Source organism: Sphaerisporangium rhizosphaerae (assembly GCF_042665155.1).
Taxonomy (GTDB): Bacteria; Actinomycetota; Actinomycetes; order Streptosporangiales; family Streptosporangiaceae; genus Sphaerisporangium; species Sphaerisporangium rhizosphaerae.
The window spans coordinates 87,258-104,920 of the sequence record NZ_JBHTCG010000013.1 but is presented as its reverse complement, the minus strand read 5'-3'; the positions used below and the strand labels follow the sequence as shown (position 1 = coordinate 104,920).

Sequence of the window (17,663 nt, the reverse complement as noted above, 5' to 3'; positions counted from 1 at the left end):
TCAGCGTGCCGGTCGGCGTCGCCGTGCTCCGGGCCGCGGTCGCGGCCGGCGGAGTACAGGTGACTGTCGGGGAACTCGGAGGCGGTCAGGACGCCACCCACGACGATCACGGCGGTGCGGACGACCCCCGCTCCGGTCACCTTCGCGGCGATGTCGGCCAGGGTGCCCCGCAGGACGAGCTCGTCGTCGCGGCTCGCCCGGGCGACCACGGCCACCGGGCAGGCGGCGCCGTAGGCGGGGATCAGCTCCTCCACCACGGCGGCGATCCGCTGGACGGCGAGGTGCAGCACCATCGTGGCGCGGCTGCGCCCCAAGGTGGCCAGATCCTCCCCCTCGGGCATCGGGGTCGCGCGGGCGGACGTGCGGGTCAGCACGACCGTCTGCCCGACGCCGGGCACCGTCAGCTCGCGCCTGAGCGAAGCGGCGGCGGCGGCGAACGCGGGGACGCCGGGGGTCACGTCGTACGGCACCCCCGCGGCGTCCAGGCGGCGCATCTGCTCGGCCATCGCGCTGTAGATCGACGGATCGCCCGACTGCAACCTCGCGACGTCCAGTCCCGCCGCGTGGGCGCTCAGCATCTCGGCCACGATGTCGTCCAGCGTGAGCCGGGCCGTGTCGACCAGCCGGGCCCCGGTGGGCGCGTACGCGAGGAGCTCCTTGGGCACCAGGGAACCGGCGTACAGGCACACCGGTGAGGCGGCGATCAGGTCGCGCCCGCGCACGGTGATGAGGTCGGCCGCACCGGGCCCGGCTCCGATGAAATGCACCGTCACGCCGTCGTTTCCTTTCCTTCCCGGCCGGAGCCGGACGTCTGTGTGGTCTTCGCGCTCTTCCTCGCCCGGCCTCCGGCCGTCGCCCGTGGATCCCCACCCGCGGCCGCGCCCCTTCGCGCGGTCATGGGCGGACGGCCGTCCACAGGGTGACCGGGAGGGCGGGCCGCCAGGCGGTGAATCCGCCGAGCCCCCCGGCGCGCTGGACGGCGATGCGCGTCAGCTCGCCGCCCGTCTTCGCGTGCCAGGACGCCACCACCGCCTCCGACTCGACGGTCACCGCGGTGACCACGATCCGCCCACCGGGACGCAGCGCGGCCCAGCACGTCTCGACCATGCCCGGGACGGTCGCGCCGCCGCCGACGAACACCGCGTCCGGCGGGTCGAGCCCTGCCAGGGCAGCCGGCGCCGTACCGGTGACGATCCGCAGGCCGGGCACGCCCAGCGACGCGGCGTTGCGCGCGATGCGCTCGGCACGGTCGGCCCGGGCCTCCACCGCGACGGCCTCGCAGCCTGGGGCGGCGCGGCTCCACTCGATCGCCACGCTCCCCGCGCCCGCGCCCACGTCCCAGAGCAGCCGACCCGGCAGCGGGGCGAGCAGCGCCAGCGTCACCGCCCGGACCTCCCGCTTGGTGAGCTGCCCGTCGTGCTCGTACGCCTCGTCCGGCAGGCCGGCGACCGGGGAGAGGGGCACCGGCGGGGCCGTGCCCGGATCGGCTCGCACCTCCAGGGCGACGACGTTCAGCGCGTCCACGACGGCGCACCACCCGCCCGCGCCGGCTGCCTCGATCGCCGTGCCGGTGAGGGTGCGCTCCGCGGGACCGCCGAGCCGTTCGAGGACGGTCATCACGGTCGCGCCGTATCCGCGGTCGCGGAGCAGGCGCGCGACCAGGCGCGGGGTCGCCCCGTCCGCGCTGAGCACCAGCACGCGCCCGCCCGGCCACAAAGAGCGGTTCAGTGACTCCACCGGCCGGCCGACGAGGCTGACGACGCCGGTGTCCTCGACCGGCCAGCCCATCCGGGCGCAGGCCAGCGAGACCGACGAGGGATGCGGCAGCACGCGCACCCGGCCGGCGCCGAGCAGCCGGACGAGCGTCGTGCCGACCCCGTGGAACATCGGATCGCCGCTGGCCAGCACGCACACCTTCCGGCCGGCGTGCCGGGACAGGACCCCGGGAACGGCGGGCAGCATCGGGGAGGGCCAGGCGACGCGCTCGGCGCCGGTGTCCGGGACGAGCGCGAGCTGCCGGACGCTGCCGACGAGCACTTCGGCGGCGGCCACCTCGGCCCGTGCGGCGGATGACAGCCCGTCCCAGCCGTCGGCGCCGACGCCCACCACGACGACCGGCGGCACGCTAGCGGCGGGCACCGGCCACCAGCCTCGCGGCCAGGTACGGAGTGCCGGCCCAGTGCAGGTGCAGGTAGGAGGCCGCCAGCCGGGGACCGCCGTACCCGTCGGCGCCGCCCCGCCACCGGAACAGGGGCTCGCGCGCCGCGCCGGCGGCGGGGGTGATCCGTGTGCGGTGGAACTCGTGCCCCCGGTAGCGTTCGCCCTCGCGGGTCACCACCGAGTCCCGCACGGCCACGGCGGCGCGATAGCCGAGCGTCAGCCGGTCGGTCATCGCGGCGGTCGCGTCCACCAGCCCGCACATGGGACGCCCGTCCAGTTCGCGGCACAGGTAGAGCAGGCCCGCGCACTCGGCGACGATGGGCCCGGCGAACGCGGAGATCGCGCGCCGGAGCGGCTCGTTGGCCGACAGCTCCGCCGCGTACACCTCGGGGAAGCCGCCGGGCATCAGCGCCGCCCGCGTGCCCGCCGGCAGGCGCTCGTCACGCAACGGGTCGAAGGGGACGACGATGCCGCCCGCCGCCTGGACCAGCTCCGCCTGCTCGGCGTACCCGAACGTGAACGCCTTCCCCCCGGCCACCGCGACCACCACCTCCGGGGCCGGCGCCCCGTCCTGGCCGCGCATGACTTCGTGGGGGTTCCATGGGGAGGCGGTGAGCCGGGGCGCGGTGTGGGCGAGGCGGACCAGCGCGGCGAGGTCGCAGGTGGCGGCGACCAGTTCGCCCATCGCGGCCACGGCCTCGGTGGCGGCGCCGGCCCGTTCGGCCGGGGGGATCAGGCCGAGGTGCCGCGCGGGCGTCGCCACCACGCCGGTGCGCGGGATGGCCCCGAACACCTCCACGCCGGTCTCGGCGAGCGCGTCCCGGCAGATCCGCTCGTGGCGCGGGGAGCCGACCCGGTTGAGTACCACCCCGCCGACCCGCACCCGCGTGTCGTAGGACATGAAGCCGTGGACCAGCGCCGCGACGGACCTGCCCTGCCCGGACACGTCCACCACCAGCACGACCGGCGCGTCCAGCAGCCGGGCGACATGCGCCGTCGACGCCAGGTCCGTGTCCGCGCCGGCCACGGCCACAGCGCCCGTCCCACCGCCCACGCCGGTCGTAAGATCCGTGCCCGCGCCCATGCCCATGCCCGCGCCCATGCCTGCGCCTGCGCCAGTTCCCACACCTGTGGCCGTGCCCACACCCGTACCCGTGGCGGTGGCCGTGCCGGCGCCGGGAGTGGCAGGGCCGGCGCCCGGGGTGGCGGAGCCGTCGAACAAGCCCATCACGCCTTCGATGACGGCGATGTCCGCCCCGGCGGCCCCGTGGAGCAGCAGAGGGGCGATCAGGTCCTCCCCCACCAGCCACGGGTCCAGGTTCCGCCCGGGCCGCCCCGCCGCGAGGGCGTGGTAGCCGGGGTCGATGTAGTCAGGTCCGACCTTGTGCGGGGAGACCACCAGGCCCTTGGCGGTGAACGCCGCCATCAGCCCGGTCGCCACCGTGGTCTTGCCCGCGCCCGAGGACGGAGCCCCGATCACCAGACGCGGGAGCGCGGTCACCATTCGATGCCCTTCTGGCCCTTCTGTCCCGCGTCCATCGGGTGCCGGACCTTGCCCATCTCGGTGACCAGGTCGGCGATCTCCACCAGGCGCGGGTGGGCGTTCCTGCCGGTGATCACGACGTGCTGCGTGCCCGGCCGCGCGGCGAGCGCGGCGGCGACGTCCTCGGCGTCGATCCAGCCCCACGTGAGCGGGTAGGTGAACTCGTCCAGCACGTACAGCCGGTAGGTCTCGGCGGCGAGATCCCGTTTGATCTGCTCCCAACCCTCGCGGGCGTCGGCGGCGTGGTCCTCCTCGGCTCCGGGCTTCCTGACCCAGGACCAGCCGTCGCCCATCTTGTGCCACGCCACCGTGCCGCCCTCGCCGGAGGCGCCGAGCACCGTCAGGGCGCGCTCCTCCCCGACGCGCCACTTGGCGGACTTGACGAACTGGAACACGCCGATCGGCCAGCCCTGGTTCCATGCCCGCAGTGCCAGCCCGAAGGCGGCCGTGGACTTCCCCTTGCCGGGGCCGGTGTGGAGGAGCACGAGCGGCCGGGCGCGGCGCTGCCGCGTGGTCAGACCGTCGTCCGGCACGCGCTCCGGCTTCCCCTGAGGCACCTCATGCCACCTTTCCGGTCGTCGCGGCCACGGTCGTCGCGGCCACGGTCGTCGCGGCCACGGAGCGGGTGTTCTCCGCCCGCCCGCCGCTTGCCCTGCGCCGCATGTCAGGCGGCCCTGCGTCGTTCACGGACCAGATCGCGCAGCCCTCCGGCCGCGAGGTCCTCCAGCCGTACGGCCTCGCCGCCGAGCAGCCCCGCGAGGCGCACGGCGAGCCCCAGCCGCACCGGGCCGGTCTCGCAGTCCACCACCACGGCGGCGACGCCCTTGAGCAGCGCCGCGGACCGCCGCACGTCGGCGTCCGTGCCGCTGGTGGCCCGGCCGTCGGTGACGACCACCAGCAGCGGCCGGCGCGAGGGGTCGCGCAGCCGTTCGGCGCGCACCACTCCGGCGGCCCGGCGCAGCCCCGCGGCGAGCGGGGTGCGGCCCCCGGTCGGCAGATCGCGCAGGCGGGCCGCCCCGGCCTCCACCGACGAGGTCGGGGGCAGCACGAGCTCGGCTCCGGCGCCGCGGAAGGTGACCAGGCCGACCTTGTCGCGGCGCTGGTAGGCGTCCAGCAGCAGGCTGAGCACGGCTCCCTTGACCGCGCCCATACGGCGGCGGGCGGCCATCGAGCCGCTCGCGTCCACGACGAACAGCACGAGATTGCCCTCGCGCCCCTCGCGCACCACCTCGCGCAGGTCGGCGGGCCGCACGACCAGCCCCGGCCCGGTCCTGCCGCGTTCCCGCTGGTAGGGCGCCGCTGCGCGGAGGGTCGCCGTCAGGTGCGGCGTGCCGAGCCGGCCGGACGGCGCGCGCGACCCGGTGACGCGTCCTTGCGAGGTGCGGGCGCGGGACCGGCGTCCGGGTGCGCCCGTACCGAGGCCCGGCACGGTCAGCGCCCGTACCCGGTACGGCTCACCCGCCGGCGTCGTCCGCCGCTCTCCGGTCGCGCCGCGTCCGGACCGCCCGGACGCCTCCTGCCCCTCCGGGTGCTCGGAGGCGGACCCCGTACCGGCCATTCCGGTACCGACGTCCTGCCGCCCCGAGTCATCGAGGGCGGAGGCGGTCTCCCGGTCGAACTCCGATCCCTGGTCGGGACGGGACGCGTGGTCGGCGCCGTAGCCGTCCTGGCGGGGATCGGCACGGTGAGCCGGTCCGGCGCCGGGATCCGGGCCGTGGTCGCCGTCCGGACGGGCGGCAGGATCGGGACCGGAACCGCCATCCAGGCGGGCGCCGGGATCGGGGTCGAGGTCCGGGTCGGAGTCGGGATCGAACGCGGAGCCCGGGTCGGGATCGCGGTCCGGGTCCGGATTCGGGTCGGGGTCCGCGTCGTCGGCCGCCGCGCGGCGGAGCAGGTCGTCGAGTTCGGCCTCGTCCAGGCCGGGAGCGTCGAACGGGTCGCGCCGGCGGCGGTGCGGCAGGGCGAGCCGCGCGGCCTGCCGGATGTCCTGCTCGGTGACCCGGGTGTCCCCCCGCCAGGCCGCGTGCGCCACGGCGGCGTGGGCGGTGATCAGGTCGGCGCGCATCCCGTCCACTTCCAGGCCGGCGCAGACGGTGGCGATCCTCCGCAGGGCGGCATCGGTGAGCGTGACCCGCCCCAGGCGGTCGCGGGCCTCGGCGACGCGAGCGGCGAGCGCCCGCTCCGCCTCCCGCCATCGTGCGGCGAAGCCCTCGGGGTCCTCCTCGTACGCCAGCCGCCGGCGCACCACCTCGGCCCGCTCGGCCGGGTCCCGGGAGGCCACGACCTCGACGGTCAGTCCGAACCGGTCGAGAAGCTGGGGACGCAGTTCCCCCTCCTCCGGGTTCATGGTGCCGACCAGGATGAACCGGGCCGCGTGCCGGACCGACACGGTGTCGCGCTCGACGTAGCAGGTGCCGAGCGCCGCGGCGTCCAGCAGCAGGTCCACGAGGTGGTCGTGCAGCAGGTTGACCTCGTCGACGTACAGGACGCCCCGGTGCGCCGTCGCGAGCAGGCCCGGGTCGAAGGCCTTCACCCCTTCGGTCAGCGCGCGCTCGAGGTCCAGCGATCCGACGAGCCGGTCCTCGGAGGCCCCGACCGGCAGCTCCGCGAGCCGGGCGGCCCGCACGAGCGCGCCCGGCCCTTCGGCGTCCGACGTCCCTTCGTCGTCGCGCCGCCCGTCGTCGTCGTGCCCCCCGTCGTCGTCGCCCCGGCCGTTGGCGCGCGGCCCTTCGTCGTCGTGCCCCCCGTCGTCGCGCCGCCCTTCGGTGTCATGCACTCCTTCGGTGTCGTGCGGCCGGTCGGTGTCGTGCGGCCCGTCGGGGCAGCCGGGGTCGGGAGCGGCCGGGTCGCAGGAGAAGCGGCATCCGGCGACGACCGCGACCGGGGGCAGCAGCGCCGCCAGGGCCCGCACGATCGTGGACTTGGCCGTCCCCTTCTCCCCGCGGATGAGCACGCCGCCCGTGCGCGGGGACACCGCGTTGAGGATCAGGGCCAGCTTGAGGTCCTCGTGCCCCACGACCGCGGTGAACGGGTAGTGGAGGAGTCCCTCGGCCGTCATGGGCCGGTCCGGCATGTGTCGGTGTCCTTTCGGCGGCGCGCCCCAGCGGGCCGCCGGCTCGGGTCGGCGCTTGTCGTTCTCGTCGGCTACAGCGCGGGCGCGCGGCGCGGAGCGAGCACCCGGTCGGCGAGCAGGCCGAACGCGAGCCCGAGGCCGCTCCACAGGACGGCCTGAATGCCGACGGACGCCAGCCGGAACCTCCACAGCAACACTGCGGGAAAGTCCGCGGGCACCTCCTCGACCCCGGGCATCAGCAGTCCGGCGGCGGTGACCGCGACCAGGAAGGCGACCACGGCCAGCACCGTCGCGTCGCCGTTCCCGAAGCGGGGGGCCAGCCTCCGGCCCAGCGACACCGCCGCGACCGCGAGGAGCACGGCGATCAGGACGAACACGAAGTACAGCGCGGTACGCCCCCCGATGGTGGCGGGATCGCCGACGGCCGGCGGGTTCGCCGGGTACTTCAGGAACGGGACCAGCTCGACCGCGACGAACCCGGCCGCGGCCAGCAGACCGGCCGTGACCCTGGGCGTGAACGCCCCGAGCCGTCCGTAGGCGAAGGCGAACACGAGCGCGAAGACGCCTCCGACGGCCAGTCCGTAGACGCCGACCGCCGTGGCCAGGCCCACGGTCGACTGGACGGCCCGGCTGAACGGTTCTCCGTGGTCGGTGTCCCCGGCCGCATCGGCGTGCGCGTGCGGAGCGAGGTCCGGCGCGGGGAGGGCTCCGGCGGCCGGCGCGAGCGCGTGGCCGGCCTGACCCGCGTGGGCGTGCCCCTCCAGGGCGACCGCGGCCCCCACCTGGGGCTCGCCGAAGATCCAGGCGAACACCAGGGCGAGGGCGGCGGCGACGAGGCCCGCGAGCATGCCGCGGACCAGCAGGTTCTTCACCATGCCGTTGCCGGTTCCCGTGTCAGTGGCAGGGGAAGCCGAGCAGGTGACGACCGTCGTGCACGAACTCGTGGACGGTGTTGCCGGAGATCAGGGAGGTGGCCCCCTGCTCCGCGCCGACGAAGTACAGCAGGGCGAGGGCGAGCACTCCGGCGAAGACGGCCCACGGCAGCAACTCCCGGAGGGGAATGCGAACGGGGATGCTCAGCGGAGCGGACGGGGAATGCGAAACGGCCTGAGCCATTTGTCGTGCCTCCTCGGGATCACGCGTCCCATGCGGGGTGGCGGTGACGACGGAGGGTCTGACTCCCGGCCCGGAGGGACCGGTCACAGTGGCGCGGCCGTGCCAGAGTCTCGCTGGCTTCCCCACACCGTCAACAATGTCGGTTGGACGCTACGCGTGAACCATGGTCCCGTCAATGGGGCGAAGAGCGACAATCGCCCCTCTTCTGCCACAGAGAGGATGCAGTGTCAGCCCGACTTATTCTGATTTGTCATGGTTTCACGGACTCGCTCCAGCGAGCCGCGTTCCCCCTCGACGACGAGGAACTCAACGCCCGCGGACGACGAGAAGTAGCCCGCGCCGTCCCCCTCCTCACCCGGACCGGCGCCCTCCCCAGCCCGAGCGACGCCGCCGGGATCGCCCCAGGCACGACCACCCGAGCCGTCCCGGGCACGACCGCTCCCCTGCGCGGCCCTGCGGCACGCCGGCGGGACGCCGTGCTGTGCGGCCCGGCGGTGCGGTGCCGGCAGACGGCGGCCGGGCTCGGCCTGACCGCCGTGGTCGACCACGGGCTGCGCGACCGTGACGCCGGCCGGTGGGCGGGGCGGACGCTGGCCGAGATCCAGGCCCGGGAGCCCGAGGAACTGGTGGCCTGGCTGACCGACCCCGCCGCCGCCCCGCACGACGGGGAATCGGTGCTCGCCCTGATCGAGCGCGTCGCCGCCTGGCTGCGCACGGCGCACGGCGAGGGCGGCGGCGACGGTGACGGTGGCAGTGGCGGTGGCGGTGGCGGTGGCAGTGATGGTGCCGGCGGGAGGATCATCGCGGTCACCCATCCGGACGTGATCAGGGCCGCCCTCGTGCACGTGCTCGGCGCGCCCCCTGACACGTTCTGGCGCATCGACGCCGAGCCGCTCACCAGCGTCCGCCTCACCTCCCACGCCGGCCGCTGGCGCCTCCGCCTCCCCCGCCCGGCCTGACGGACCGCACCGCCCCCCGCCCGAACGGCCGCCCCAGCCCACCCCGCGATCCGTGGAAATCCCCGGCGCCGCGCGGGCTCAGGCGTCGAAGTCGACGGTGACGTCGGGGGACAGGGGGATGGACTGGCAGGTCAGCACGTAGCCTGCCGCCACCTCGGCGGGTTCGAGGGCGAAGTTGCGGCGCATCTCCACCGTCCCGTCGGTCACCTTGGCGCGGCAGGTGCCGCACACCCCTCCCTTGCAGGCGAACGGCAGGTCGGGCCGGACGCGCTGCGCCCCCTCCAGCACGGTGAGGCCCGGCGGCAGCGGCATGGACGTGGCCCGGCCGTCCAGGACGACCGTCACCTTGGCGACCGCCTCCTCGGAGACCCCCGCGACCCGGCGGGCCGGCGGTGGCGGCGGCTCGTCCACGTAGAACAGCTCGTGGTGGACGCGCTCCGAAGCGACGCCCAGCTCGGCGAGCACCGCCTTGGCGTCCTTGACCAGCCCGTACGGGCCGCAGAGCCACCAGTCGGCGACGGCCGGCACGTCGGTCAGGGCGGGGAGCAGCAGGCGGAGCTTCGGACGGTCCAGGCGGCCGGTGAACACCTCGGGCTCTCTGGGCTCCCTGGACAGGACGTGCACGACCTGGACGCGGGCGGGCGCGGAGTCCTTCAGATCGGCCAGTTCCTCCCCGAACATCACCGTTCGCGTCGTGCGGTTCCCGTAGAACAGCGTCACCGACGACCCGGGCACCGTCAGCACGGACGACGCGATCGACAGCACGGGGGTGATCCCGGAACCGGCGGCGACGAACACGTGGTCCGCCGGGCGGGACAGGTCGGCGGTGAAGCCCCCGGTGGGCGGCAGCACCTCCACCTGTTCCCCCGGCCTCAGGCGGCGCACCAGCCGGGTGGAGAACAGCCCGTCGGGGATCTCCCTGACCCCTATGCGCAGCGGGCCGCCCGCCGGCGCGCAGATGGAGTACGAACGCCGCTCCTCGCGGCCGTCCACGAACGCGCGCAGCGTGAGCGACTGGCCGGGGAGGAAGGCGAACTCCTCCGCCAGTTCGCCGGGCACGTCGAAGGTGATCGCGGCGGCGTCCTCGCACAAGCGATCCACCCGTGCCACCCGCAAAGCGGCGAACCGCCCCCTGCGCCGCCGCCCGCCGTCTCCGGCCGCTCCGGTGCCGGGCACGTCACAGCTCCTTGACGTGCTCGAAGGGCTCCCGGCACGCGCGGCACCGCCACAGGTCCTTGCAGGCGGTGGACCCGAACCGGGACACCTCCTCGGTGTCGCCGGACCCGCAGCGCGGGCAGCCGACGCTCCGCCGGACCGGGCCGAGAGTCAGCGGCACCGGCCCGCTCCGCCGCGCAGGGGCCTGGCCGGGCGGCGCGACGCCCGCGTCGGCGAGCCTGCGCCTGCCCTCCTCGGTGATCCAGTCGGTGGTCCAGGCCGGGGTGAGGACGGTGCGCACCTCGACATCGGCGTATCCGGCGGCGCGCAGAGCGGCGGACAGGTCGGCCCTGATGGCCGCCATCGCCGGGCAGCCGCTGTAGGTGGGGGTGACGGTGACGACGACGCTTCCGTCACCGGTCTCCTCCACGCCGCGCAGGATGCCGAGGTCGTCCAGAGTGAGCATGGGCAGCTCCGGGTCCAGAACGGCCCGCGCGACCTCCCACGCGCTCGACGCTTCCCGTCCCGGCGCCCCCGACCTGGCTCGCGGGCTCACCATGTCGCCCCCTGGTGGGCGCGGGCGACGCTCTGCAGTTCGTCGAGCAGGCGGGTCAGGGCCGGAGTGTGATCTCCGCCGCGCCCCAGCCCGGAGCCTGCGACCGTGGTGGAGGGCCGGGTGAGGGTGGCGGCCGTGAGGACCTGGCCGATGACGTCGTCGAACTCCTCGCGGAGGGTGGCGGGGTCGACGCCGGCGCCCGCCCGCGCGAGCCGGGCTTCGACCTCGTGCGGGACGAACAGCTCCGCCACGTCCGGCCACACGGCCGCGAGCCCCTCGGTGACGCGCTCGCGGGAGTACGGCGTGCCGTCGCCGAGCCTGACCACCCAGCCGGCGGCGTAGTCGCGGTGGTAGGCGACCTCCTTCACGCCCTTGGCGGCGACCGCGGCCAGCACCGGGTCGCGGGAGCTCGCGAGCCGGTCGAGCAGCGCCAGCCGCCAGGTCGCGAAGACCAGCAGCCGGGCCATCTCCTGCCCGAAGTCGCCGTTCTCCGCCTCGGCGAGCCGGACGTTGCGGAACTCCTCCGGGCCGCGCAGGAAGGCCAGCGCGTCCTCGTCGCGTCCGGAGCCGTCGGCGGCGCCCGCGCGGGACAGCAGCAGGCGGGCCTGCCCGAGGAGGTCCAGCGCGATGTTGGCCAGCGCCACCTCCTCCTCCAGCTCGGGGGCGTGCGTGCACCACTCCTGGAGCCGGTGCGACATGACCAGCGCGTCGTCGCCGAGCATCAGGCAGTAGGCCGACAGGTCGCGGGCGTCCACACCGCCGGGCAGCCGGGTGTCCACACCGGCCAGCGGGTCGGCGAACCCGGTCCCGTACGCCCAGCGGGGGTCGTCCGCGTCGTTGATCGCCTCATAGGCGTCGGCCAGAGACGGCTCGCGAGGATCGCCCGGAAACGGCTCGTGAACGCCGGCCGACGACGGAGCGCGGACGTCCGCCGACGACGGGGCGCGCACGTCGGACGCGGACGGGACGCGGACGTCGGGCGCGGACGGGACGCGGACGTCGGGCGCAGACGGGACGCGGACGTCGGGCGCGGAGGGTTCACGGGGGTCCGGCGTGGCGGATCCACAAGGGTCGGGCGTGGCGGAGGCTTCGGAGGACATCGTGGCCTCACATGTGCGGGACGTCGTCGGGCAGGGTATAGAAGGTCGGATGCCGGTAGACCTTGTCGCCGCTCGGCGCGAAGAACGGGTCCTTCTCGTCGGGGCTGGTGGCGGCGATGTGGTCGGACCGGACGACCCAGATGCTCACGCCCTCGTTGCGGCGGGTGTAGAGGTCGCGGGCGTGGCGCAGCGCCGTCTCGTCGTCGGCGGCGTGCAGCGAGCCGACGTGGACGTGGTTGAGCCCCCGCTTGCTGCGCACGAACACCTCGTACAGCGGCCAGTCGCTCATGCCCTCGCCTCCGCCCCCGCGGCCGTCCCGGCGTCCGCGCTCGTCGCCCCGGCGTCCGCGTTCGTCGTCCCGACGTCCATGACCGTCGCCCCGGCGTCCGCGCTCGTGGTCTCGGCGTCCGGGGCGGTGCGGCGTGCGGTCTTGCGGGCGTGGGCGACGGCGGCCTCGCGGACCCAGGCGCCGTCCTCGTGCGCGGAGCGGCGTACGGCGACGCGCCGCGCGTTGCAGGGCCCGTCGCCGCTGATCACCCGCTTGAGCTCCGACCAGTCGACCGGACCGAAGTCGTGGTGGCCGCGCTCGGGGTTCCACCGCAGCTCGGGGTCGGGCAGGGTGACGCCGAGCACCTCGGCCTGGGGCACGGTCATGTCGACGAACCTCTGGCGCAGCTCGTCGTTGGTGTGCCGCTTGATCTTCCAGGCCATGGACCGCGCGGTGTTGGGCGAGGCGTCGTCCGGCGGGCCGAACATCATCAGGGACGGCCACCACCAGCGGTTCACCGCGTCCTGCACCATGTCGCGCTGGGCGGGGGTGCCCTTCATCATGGTGAGCAGCAGCTCGTACCCCTGCCTCTGGTGGAACGACTCCTCCTTGCAGATGCGGATCATGGCCCGCGCGTAGGGGCCGTACGAGCTGCGGCAAAGCGGCACCTGGTTGCAGATGGCCGCGCCGTCGACCAGCCAGCCGATCACCCCGACGTCGGCGTAGCCCAGCGTCGGGTAGTTGAAGATCGAGGAGTACTTCTGCCGCCCCTCGATGAGCATCGCGGTCAGCTCGGAGCGGTCGGCGCCGAGCGTCTCGGCGGCGGAGTACAGGTAGAGCCCGTGCCCGGCCTCGTCCTGCACCTTGGCGAGCAGGATGGCCTTGCGCCGCAGCGTCGGCGCGCGGGTGATCCACTCGCCCTCGGGCTGCATGCCGATGATCTCCGAGTGGGCGTGCTGGGCGATCTGCCGGACCATCGTCGCGCGGTAGCCGTCGGGCATCCAGTCGCGCGGCTCGACGCGCCGGTCCTGCTCGATCGTCCGGTCGAAATGCCGTTGGAGGTCAGCCATCCGCCGTCACCCCTTTACCGAACATTCGGTCAGTTATCAGTCTCGCTCAGCGGCCCGTCCCGCGCAAGGCCGCGCCTCCGGACGGGCACGGCCGCGCCGGCCGCCGGTCAGCCCTCGCGCCGGGCGACCAGCGTGAGCACGTCATACTTGGCCACCGACGAGCCGTCCTGCTTGGTCACATCGGCGTCCCAGCGCACCTCGCCGTACCCGGCGCCCTCGCGCGGGTCGATCTGCTTGGCGGTCAGCGTCACCGTCAGCTCGTCGCCGGGGTACACCGGGGTGAGGAAACGCAGGTTCTCCAGCCCGTAGTTGGCCAGCACCGGCCCGGGGTCGGGGTCGACGAACAGCCCCGCGGCCAGCGAGACGATCAGGTACCCGTGGGCGACCCTGCCGTCGAAGAACGGGTTGGCCCTGGCGGCCTTCTCGTCCATGTGGGCGTAGAAGGTGTCGCCGGTGAACGCGGCGAAGTGGTCGATGTCGGCCAGGTCCACGCGGCGCGGCCCCGCGACGACCGTGTCCCCGGGCCTGAGCTCCTCCAGGTGCTTGCGGAACGGGTGGACGCCGGTCACCGCGCGCTCGCCGCCGGGCACCCAGCGGCCGGTGATCGCGCCGAGCATGGACGGGCTCGCCTGGACGGCGGTGCGGTTCATGTGGTGCAGCACCCCGCGGACGCCGCCCATCTCCTCGCCGCCGCCGGCCCGCCCGGGGCCGCCGTGGACCAGCACCGGCAGCGGCGACCCGTGCCCGGTGGACTCCTTGGCCGCCTCGGCGTCCAGCACGAGCAGGCGTCCGTGCCAGGGAGCCGTGCCGAGCACCACCTCGCGGGCGAAGTCGCGGTCGCCGGTCACCACCGAGCCGACCAGGCTGCCCTGGCCCCGCGCGGCCAGCTCGACGGCCCGCGCGGCCGAGGTGTAGGGCATGAGCGTGCTGACCGGCCCGAACGCCTCCACCTCGTGGGGCTCGGGACGGCCGGCGTCGTCCACGCGCAGCAGCAGCGGCGAGACGAACGCCCCGCGCTCGGCGTCCGCGCCGACGACCTCCACCCGCTCGGGGTCGCCGTACACCACCGAGCCGGCGGGGATCAGGGCCTTGAGCGCGCGGCGCACCTCGTCGCGCTGGCCGAGGCCCGCGAGGGCGCCCATGCGCACCGACGGGTCGGCCGGGTGGCCGACCGTGACCTTCGCCAGCCGGGCGGCGGCGGCCTCGGCCACCGCGTCGATCAGCCCGGCCGGGACGAACGCGCGCCGGATGGCCGTGCACTTCTGCCCGGCCTTGACGGTCATCTCGGTCACGAGCTGCTCGACGAACAGGTCGAACTCGGCGCCTCCGGGCGCGGCGTCCGGGCCGAGGATCGAGCAGTTCAGCGAGTCGGCCTCGGCGTTGAAGCGCACGGAACGGGCGGCGACCACCGGGTGGGTGCGCAGTTTCTGGGCGGTCGAGGCCGAGCCGGTGAAGGCGACCACGTCCTGCTCGGTGAGGTGCTCGAACAGGTCGCCCGCGCTGCCGCACACCAGTTGCAGCGCGCCTTCGGGCAGGATGCCGGCGGCGATGATCAGCTCCACCAGCCGCGCGGTGACGTAGGCGGTCTGCCCGGCCGGCTTGACCAGCGACGGCACGCCGGCCACGAAGGCGGGCGCGAGCTTCTCCAGCGGGCCCCAGACGGGGAAGTTGAAGGCGTTGATCTGCACGGCCACCCCGTGGAGTGGCGTGTAGACGTGCTGTCCCACGAACGAGCCGCCCTTGCTCAGCGGCTCCACGCCGCCGTCCAGATGGACGGTGGCATTCGGCAGCTCGCGGCGGCCCTTGCTGGAGTAGGAGAACAGCGCGCCGATGCCGCCGTCCACGTCGAAGCGGGAGTCGTTCAGCGTCGCGCCGGTGCGCAGCGAAAGCGCGTACAGCTCCTCCCGATGTTCGCGTAGGTGGGAGGCCAGCGCCTTGAGCAGCGCGGCGCGCTGGTGGAAGGTCAGCTCGCGCAGGGCGGGGCCGCCCGTGCGGCGCCCGTACTCCAGCGCGGCGCGGAAGTCGACGCCCGCCGAGGAGATGGTGGCGACCTCCTCCCCGGTGACCGCGTCGTGCAGCGGGGCCCCCTCGTCGCGCGGGACGTGCCAGGAACCGGTGACATAGCTGCTGAGCGGGGCCATAGCCGACCTCCCCATCGAGGAACACCATGCGGGCCGTTCGCCAGGATGGTAACCCCGCGCCGGCCGGGCGCGGGGAGCCGCGAGGCACGGCCGCCCTCTGCCTCCTACCCACTCCCCGAGCCTCGCGACACCCCTCGCGGCATGGGGGCCGAGGCGGGCCTTCTGCGATACTTCCCCCGATGACCACCGCCCACGTCGCGCCGTCCTACGGGGGCCGTCGATGACCACCACCCGCGCCACGCGATCACACCGGGACCGTCGATGACCACCACCCCGGTCACCTCGCCCCGCCGGGACCGTCGATGACCACCGCCCCGGTCACCCCGCCCCGCCGGGGACGTCCCGGCTACGACCTGGAGTCGCTGCTGGCCGTCGCGGTCAAGGTGTTCAACGAGCGCGGCTACGAGGCCACCAGCATGGAGGACCTGTCCCGCAGGCTCGGCATCACCAAGTCGGCGATCTACCACCACGTGTCGGGCAAGGACGAGCTGCTCCGCCTGGCCGTCGACCGCGCCCTCGACGGGCTGTCGGAGGCCGCGCGGGAGACCGCCGCCCTGGAGGGCCGCGCGATCGACAGGCTGGAGCACCTCGTGCGCCGCAGCGTGCACGTGCTGGTCGAGCGCCTCCCGTTCGTCACGCTGCTGCTGCGGGTGCGCGGCAACACCAAGGTCGAGCGCCGGGCGCTGGCCCGCCGCCGCGAGTTCGACCACATGGTCGGCGAGCTGGTGCGGCAGGCCGGCGCGGAGGGCGACGTCCGGTCCGACGTGGACCCGGCGGTGGTGAGCCGCCTGCTGTTCGGTCTGGTGAACTCCCTCACCGAGTGGTACAGGCCGCGCGGCGGCATGGGCGCCGACGCCCTGGCCGACGCCGTCTGCAAGATCGCCTTCACCGGCCTCCGCCACCCTCCGGCCCCGCAACCGGCTCCCTCCCGGCGAGAGGACGCCTGACCGACCAGAGGGGACCAGGGGTCGGTCAGGTGGTGGCCGAGATCACCGAGCCCTGGTAGGTGTCCTCGATGAACTTCTCGACCTCCGGGCCCGCCAGGAGTCCGGCCAGCTTCTTGACCCGCGGGTCGTTCTCGTGGCCCTTGAGGACGACCAGGCCGTTGGCGTAGGGGTTGTTCTCGGCCTTCTCCAGCACCAGCGCGTCGGAGGCCGGCTTGAGCTTCGCCTCCAGCGCGTAGTTGCCGTTGATCAACGCAGCGTCGACGTCCTCGAGCGAGCGCGGCAGCTGAGCGGCCTCCAGCGGCTTGAACTGCAGGTTCTTGGGATTGTCCGCCACGTCCCGCTCGGTGGCCGCGGTGCCGGCGCCCGGCTTGAGCTTGATCAGGCCGTTGTCCTCCAGCAGCTTGAGCGAGCGCCCGAGGTTGGTGGCGTCGTTCGGCACGGCGATGGTCGCGCCGGAGGCCAGCTCGCCGGCGCTCTTGACCTTGCGCGAGTACAGGCCGAGCGGCTCCAGGTGGACGGCCTGGACGAAGGTCAGCTCGGCGCCGCCCTTGGACTTCAGGAAGTCCGCCAGGTAGGGCCGGTGCTGGAAGTAGTTGGCGTCCAGTCGTCCCTCCTGCAACTGCACGTTCGGCTGCACGTAGTCGGTGAACTCCACGATGTCCAGCTTCAGCCCGGCGGCGGGCGCCAGCTTGTCCTTGACGAACTTCAGGATCTCGGCGTGCGGCACCGGGCTGACGCCCACCTTCAGCACACCGTCGCCGGCGGCCGGCGAACCTCCGGATGGCGCGGCCTCTCCGGACGCGCCGCACGCCGCCAGCGTCAACGCGAGCGCGGCCGCCGCCACGGCGCCGATCAACTTACGCATCTGATATCTCCTTGCGCTCAACTGCGGGTTGGTCCTGCGGCCTGCGGACGGGCGACGGGCTCGTCCGCGGCGGCGGGAGGTCTCATCGGTGGGACAGCCGGCGGGCCAGAAGGTCGCCGAGGCTCTGGACGACCTGCACGACCACCACGAGCAGCACGACCGTGACGACCATCACGGCGGTGTCGAAGCGCTGGTAGCCGTACCTGATGGCCAGGTCGCCGAGCCCTCCGCCGCCGATGGCCCCGGCCATCGCCGAGTAGCCGATCAGCGCCACGACGGTCACGGTGAGCCCGGCGACCAGCCCTGGCAGCGCCTCGGGCAGCATGACGCGGCCGACCACGCGTGCGCGGCCGGCGCCCATCGCCTGAGCGGCCTCGACGACCTCGCGTTCGACGCCGCGCAGGGCGGTCTCGACCAGCCGGGCGTAGAAGGGCACGGCTCCGAGCGTGAGCGGCACGATGGCGGCGACCGTCCCGATCGTGGTGCCGGTGACCAGGCGCGTGAACGGCAGGATCGCGACCATCAGCACGATGAACGGCAGCGAACGCCCGACGTTGACGATCCCGCCGAGGACGGCCTTCACGGCGGGGGCGGGGGTGAGGCCGCCGCGGTCGGTGGTGACGAGGAAGACCCCCAGCGGCAGGCCGAGCACCAGGGTCAGCAGCGCGGACCAGAACACCATCTGGACCGTCTCGCCCGTCGCCTGCGTC

General features: G+C 74.5%; 16 protein-coding genes, 1 pseudogene and 1 riboswitch. Of the genes and pseudogenes, 2 read left to right on the top strand and 15 right to left on the bottom strand.

Going from position 1 to position 17,663, the window contains the following annotated elements; all coding sequences use genetic code 11:
• Nucleotides 1-35 precede the first annotated feature (35 nt).
• The 7 genes and pseudogenes from cobM to ACFQSB_RS20640 all read right to left on the bottom strand — a co-directional run.
• Nucleotides 36-773, bottom strand: a pseudogene (cobM, locus tag ACFQSB_RS20670) (precorrin-4 C(11)-methyltransferase); the annotation flags it as partial.
• Between the two features lie 121 nt (nt 774-894).
• Nucleotides 895-2,139, bottom strand: coding sequence for a precorrin-6y C5,15-methyltransferase (decarboxylating) subunit CbiE (cbiE, locus tag ACFQSB_RS20665; protein ID WP_380828458.1), 1,245 nt, complete (start codon nt 2,137-2,139; stop codon nt 895-897).
• Nucleotides 2,126-3,664: a cobyrinate a,c-diamide synthase gene (locus tag ACFQSB_RS20660; protein WP_380828456.1), complete on the bottom strand. Its 1,539-nt coding sequence runs from the start codon at nt 3,662-3,664 to the stop codon at nt 2,126-2,128. Before ACFQSB_RS20660 ends, cbiE begins: the two co-directional genes overlap by 14 nt.
• On the bottom strand, nt 3,658-4,260 hold the full coding sequence (gene cobO / locus ACFQSB_RS20655; protein WP_354841096.1) for a cob(I)yrinic acid a,c-diamide adenosyltransferase: 603 nt from the start codon (nt 4,258-4,260) through the stop codon (nt 3,658-3,660). The genes ACFQSB_RS20660 and cobO overlap by 7 nt, the downstream gene beginning before the upstream one ends.
• Nucleotides 4,261-4,367: 107 nt before the next feature.
• Nucleotides 4,368-6,776, bottom strand: a complete 2,409-nt coding sequence (locus ACFQSB_RS20650) for a VWA domain-containing protein (RefSeq protein ID WP_380828454.1) — start codon at nt 6,774-6,776, stop codon at nt 4,368-4,370.
• A gap of 71 nt (nt 6,777-6,847) precedes the next feature.
• Nucleotides 6,848-7,651, bottom strand: a complete 804-nt coding sequence (locus ACFQSB_RS20645; protein WP_380828452.1) for a CbtA family protein — start codon at nt 7,649-7,651, stop codon at nt 6,848-6,850.
• Nucleotides 7,652-7,670: 19 nt separating this feature from the next.
• Nucleotides 7,671-7,892, bottom strand: a complete 222-nt coding sequence (locus ACFQSB_RS20640) for a CbtB domain-containing protein (protein WP_354841087.1) — start codon at nt 7,890-7,892, stop codon at nt 7,671-7,673.
• Nucleotides 7,893-7,926: 34 nt separating this feature from the next.
• A riboswitch (cobalamin riboswitch) is annotated at nt 7,927-8,039 on the bottom strand.
• Nucleotides 8,040-8,116: 77 nt separating this feature from the next.
• Here ACFQSB_RS20640 and ACFQSB_RS20635 point away from each other — a divergent pair.
• On the top strand, nt 8,117-8,851 hold the full coding sequence (locus ACFQSB_RS20635; protein ID WP_380828450.1) for a histidine phosphatase family protein: 735 nt from the start codon (nt 8,117-8,119) through the stop codon (nt 8,849-8,851).
• Nucleotides 8,852-8,929: 78 nt separating this feature from the next.
• On the opposite strand, the gene paaE is transcribed toward ACFQSB_RS20635, so the two are convergent.
• The 6 genes from paaE to paaZ form a co-directional block, all read right to left on the bottom strand.
• Nucleotides 8,930-10,027 carry a 1,2-phenylacetyl-CoA epoxidase subunit PaaE gene (gene paaE, locus ACFQSB_RS20630; protein ID WP_380828448.1) on the bottom strand — a complete coding sequence of 366 codons (1,098 nt, stop codon included), beginning with the start codon at nt 10,025-10,027 and terminating at the stop codon, nt 8,930-8,932.
• 1 nt (nt 10,028) lies between these two features.
• Nucleotides 10,029-10,565 (bottom strand): 1,2-phenylacetyl-CoA epoxidase subunit PaaD, encoded by a 537-nt coding sequence (gene paaD, locus ACFQSB_RS20625; protein ID WP_380828446.1) that lies wholly within the window; start codon nt 10,563-10,565, stop codon nt 10,029-10,031.
• The gene (gene paaC, locus ACFQSB_RS20620) at nt 10,559-11,425 is read right to left on the bottom strand and encodes a 1,2-phenylacetyl-CoA epoxidase subunit PaaC (RefSeq protein WP_380828570.1); all 867 of its coding nucleotides are present in this window, start codon (nt 11,423-11,425) and stop codon (nt 10,559-10,561) included. Before paaC ends, paaD begins: the two co-directional genes overlap by 7 nt.
• A 244-nt stretch (nt 11,426-11,669) precedes the next feature.
• A complete protein-coding gene (gene paaB / locus ACFQSB_RS20615) occupies nt 11,670-11,951 on the bottom strand; it encodes a 1,2-phenylacetyl-CoA epoxidase subunit PaaB (protein WP_354841075.1) in 282 nt (93 codons plus the stop codon).
• Nucleotides 11,948-13,000: a 1,2-phenylacetyl-CoA epoxidase subunit PaaA gene (paaA, locus tag ACFQSB_RS20610; RefSeq protein WP_380828444.1), complete on the bottom strand. Its 1,053-nt coding sequence runs from the start codon at nt 12,998-13,000 to the stop codon at nt 11,948-11,950. The genes paaB and paaA overlap by 4 nt, the downstream gene beginning before the upstream one ends.
• Nucleotides 13,001-13,107: 107 nt before the next feature.
• Nucleotides 13,108-15,141, bottom strand: coding sequence for a phenylacetic acid degradation bifunctional protein PaaZ (paaZ, locus tag ACFQSB_RS20605; protein ID WP_380828443.1), 2,034 nt, complete (start codon nt 15,139-15,141; stop codon nt 13,108-13,110).
• 302 nt (nt 15,142-15,443) lie between these two features.
• Between paaZ and ACFQSB_RS20600 the strand changes: the two genes are divergently transcribed.
• A complete protein-coding gene (locus ACFQSB_RS20600; RefSeq protein WP_380828442.1) occupies nt 15,444-16,088 on the top strand; it encodes a TetR/AcrR family transcriptional regulator in 645 nt (214 codons plus the stop codon).
• Nucleotides 16,089-16,113: 25 nt separating this feature from the next.
• Here the strand turns inward: ACFQSB_RS20600 and ACFQSB_RS20595 are convergent, their stop codons facing one another.
• Both ACFQSB_RS20595 and ACFQSB_RS20590 read right to left on the bottom strand, forming a co-directional pair.
• The gene (locus ACFQSB_RS20595) at nt 16,114-16,953 is read right to left on the bottom strand and encodes a MetQ/NlpA family ABC transporter substrate-binding protein (protein WP_380828441.1); all 840 of its coding nucleotides are present in this window, start codon (nt 16,951-16,953) and stop codon (nt 16,114-16,116) included.
• 82 nt (nt 16,954-17,035) lie between these two features.
• Nucleotides 17,036-17,635: a methionine ABC transporter permease gene (locus tag ACFQSB_RS20590; protein ID WP_380828568.1), complete on the bottom strand. Its 600-nt coding sequence runs from the start codon at nt 17,633-17,635 to the stop codon at nt 17,036-17,038.
• Between the last annotated feature and the right edge of the window lie 28 nt (nt 17,636-17,663).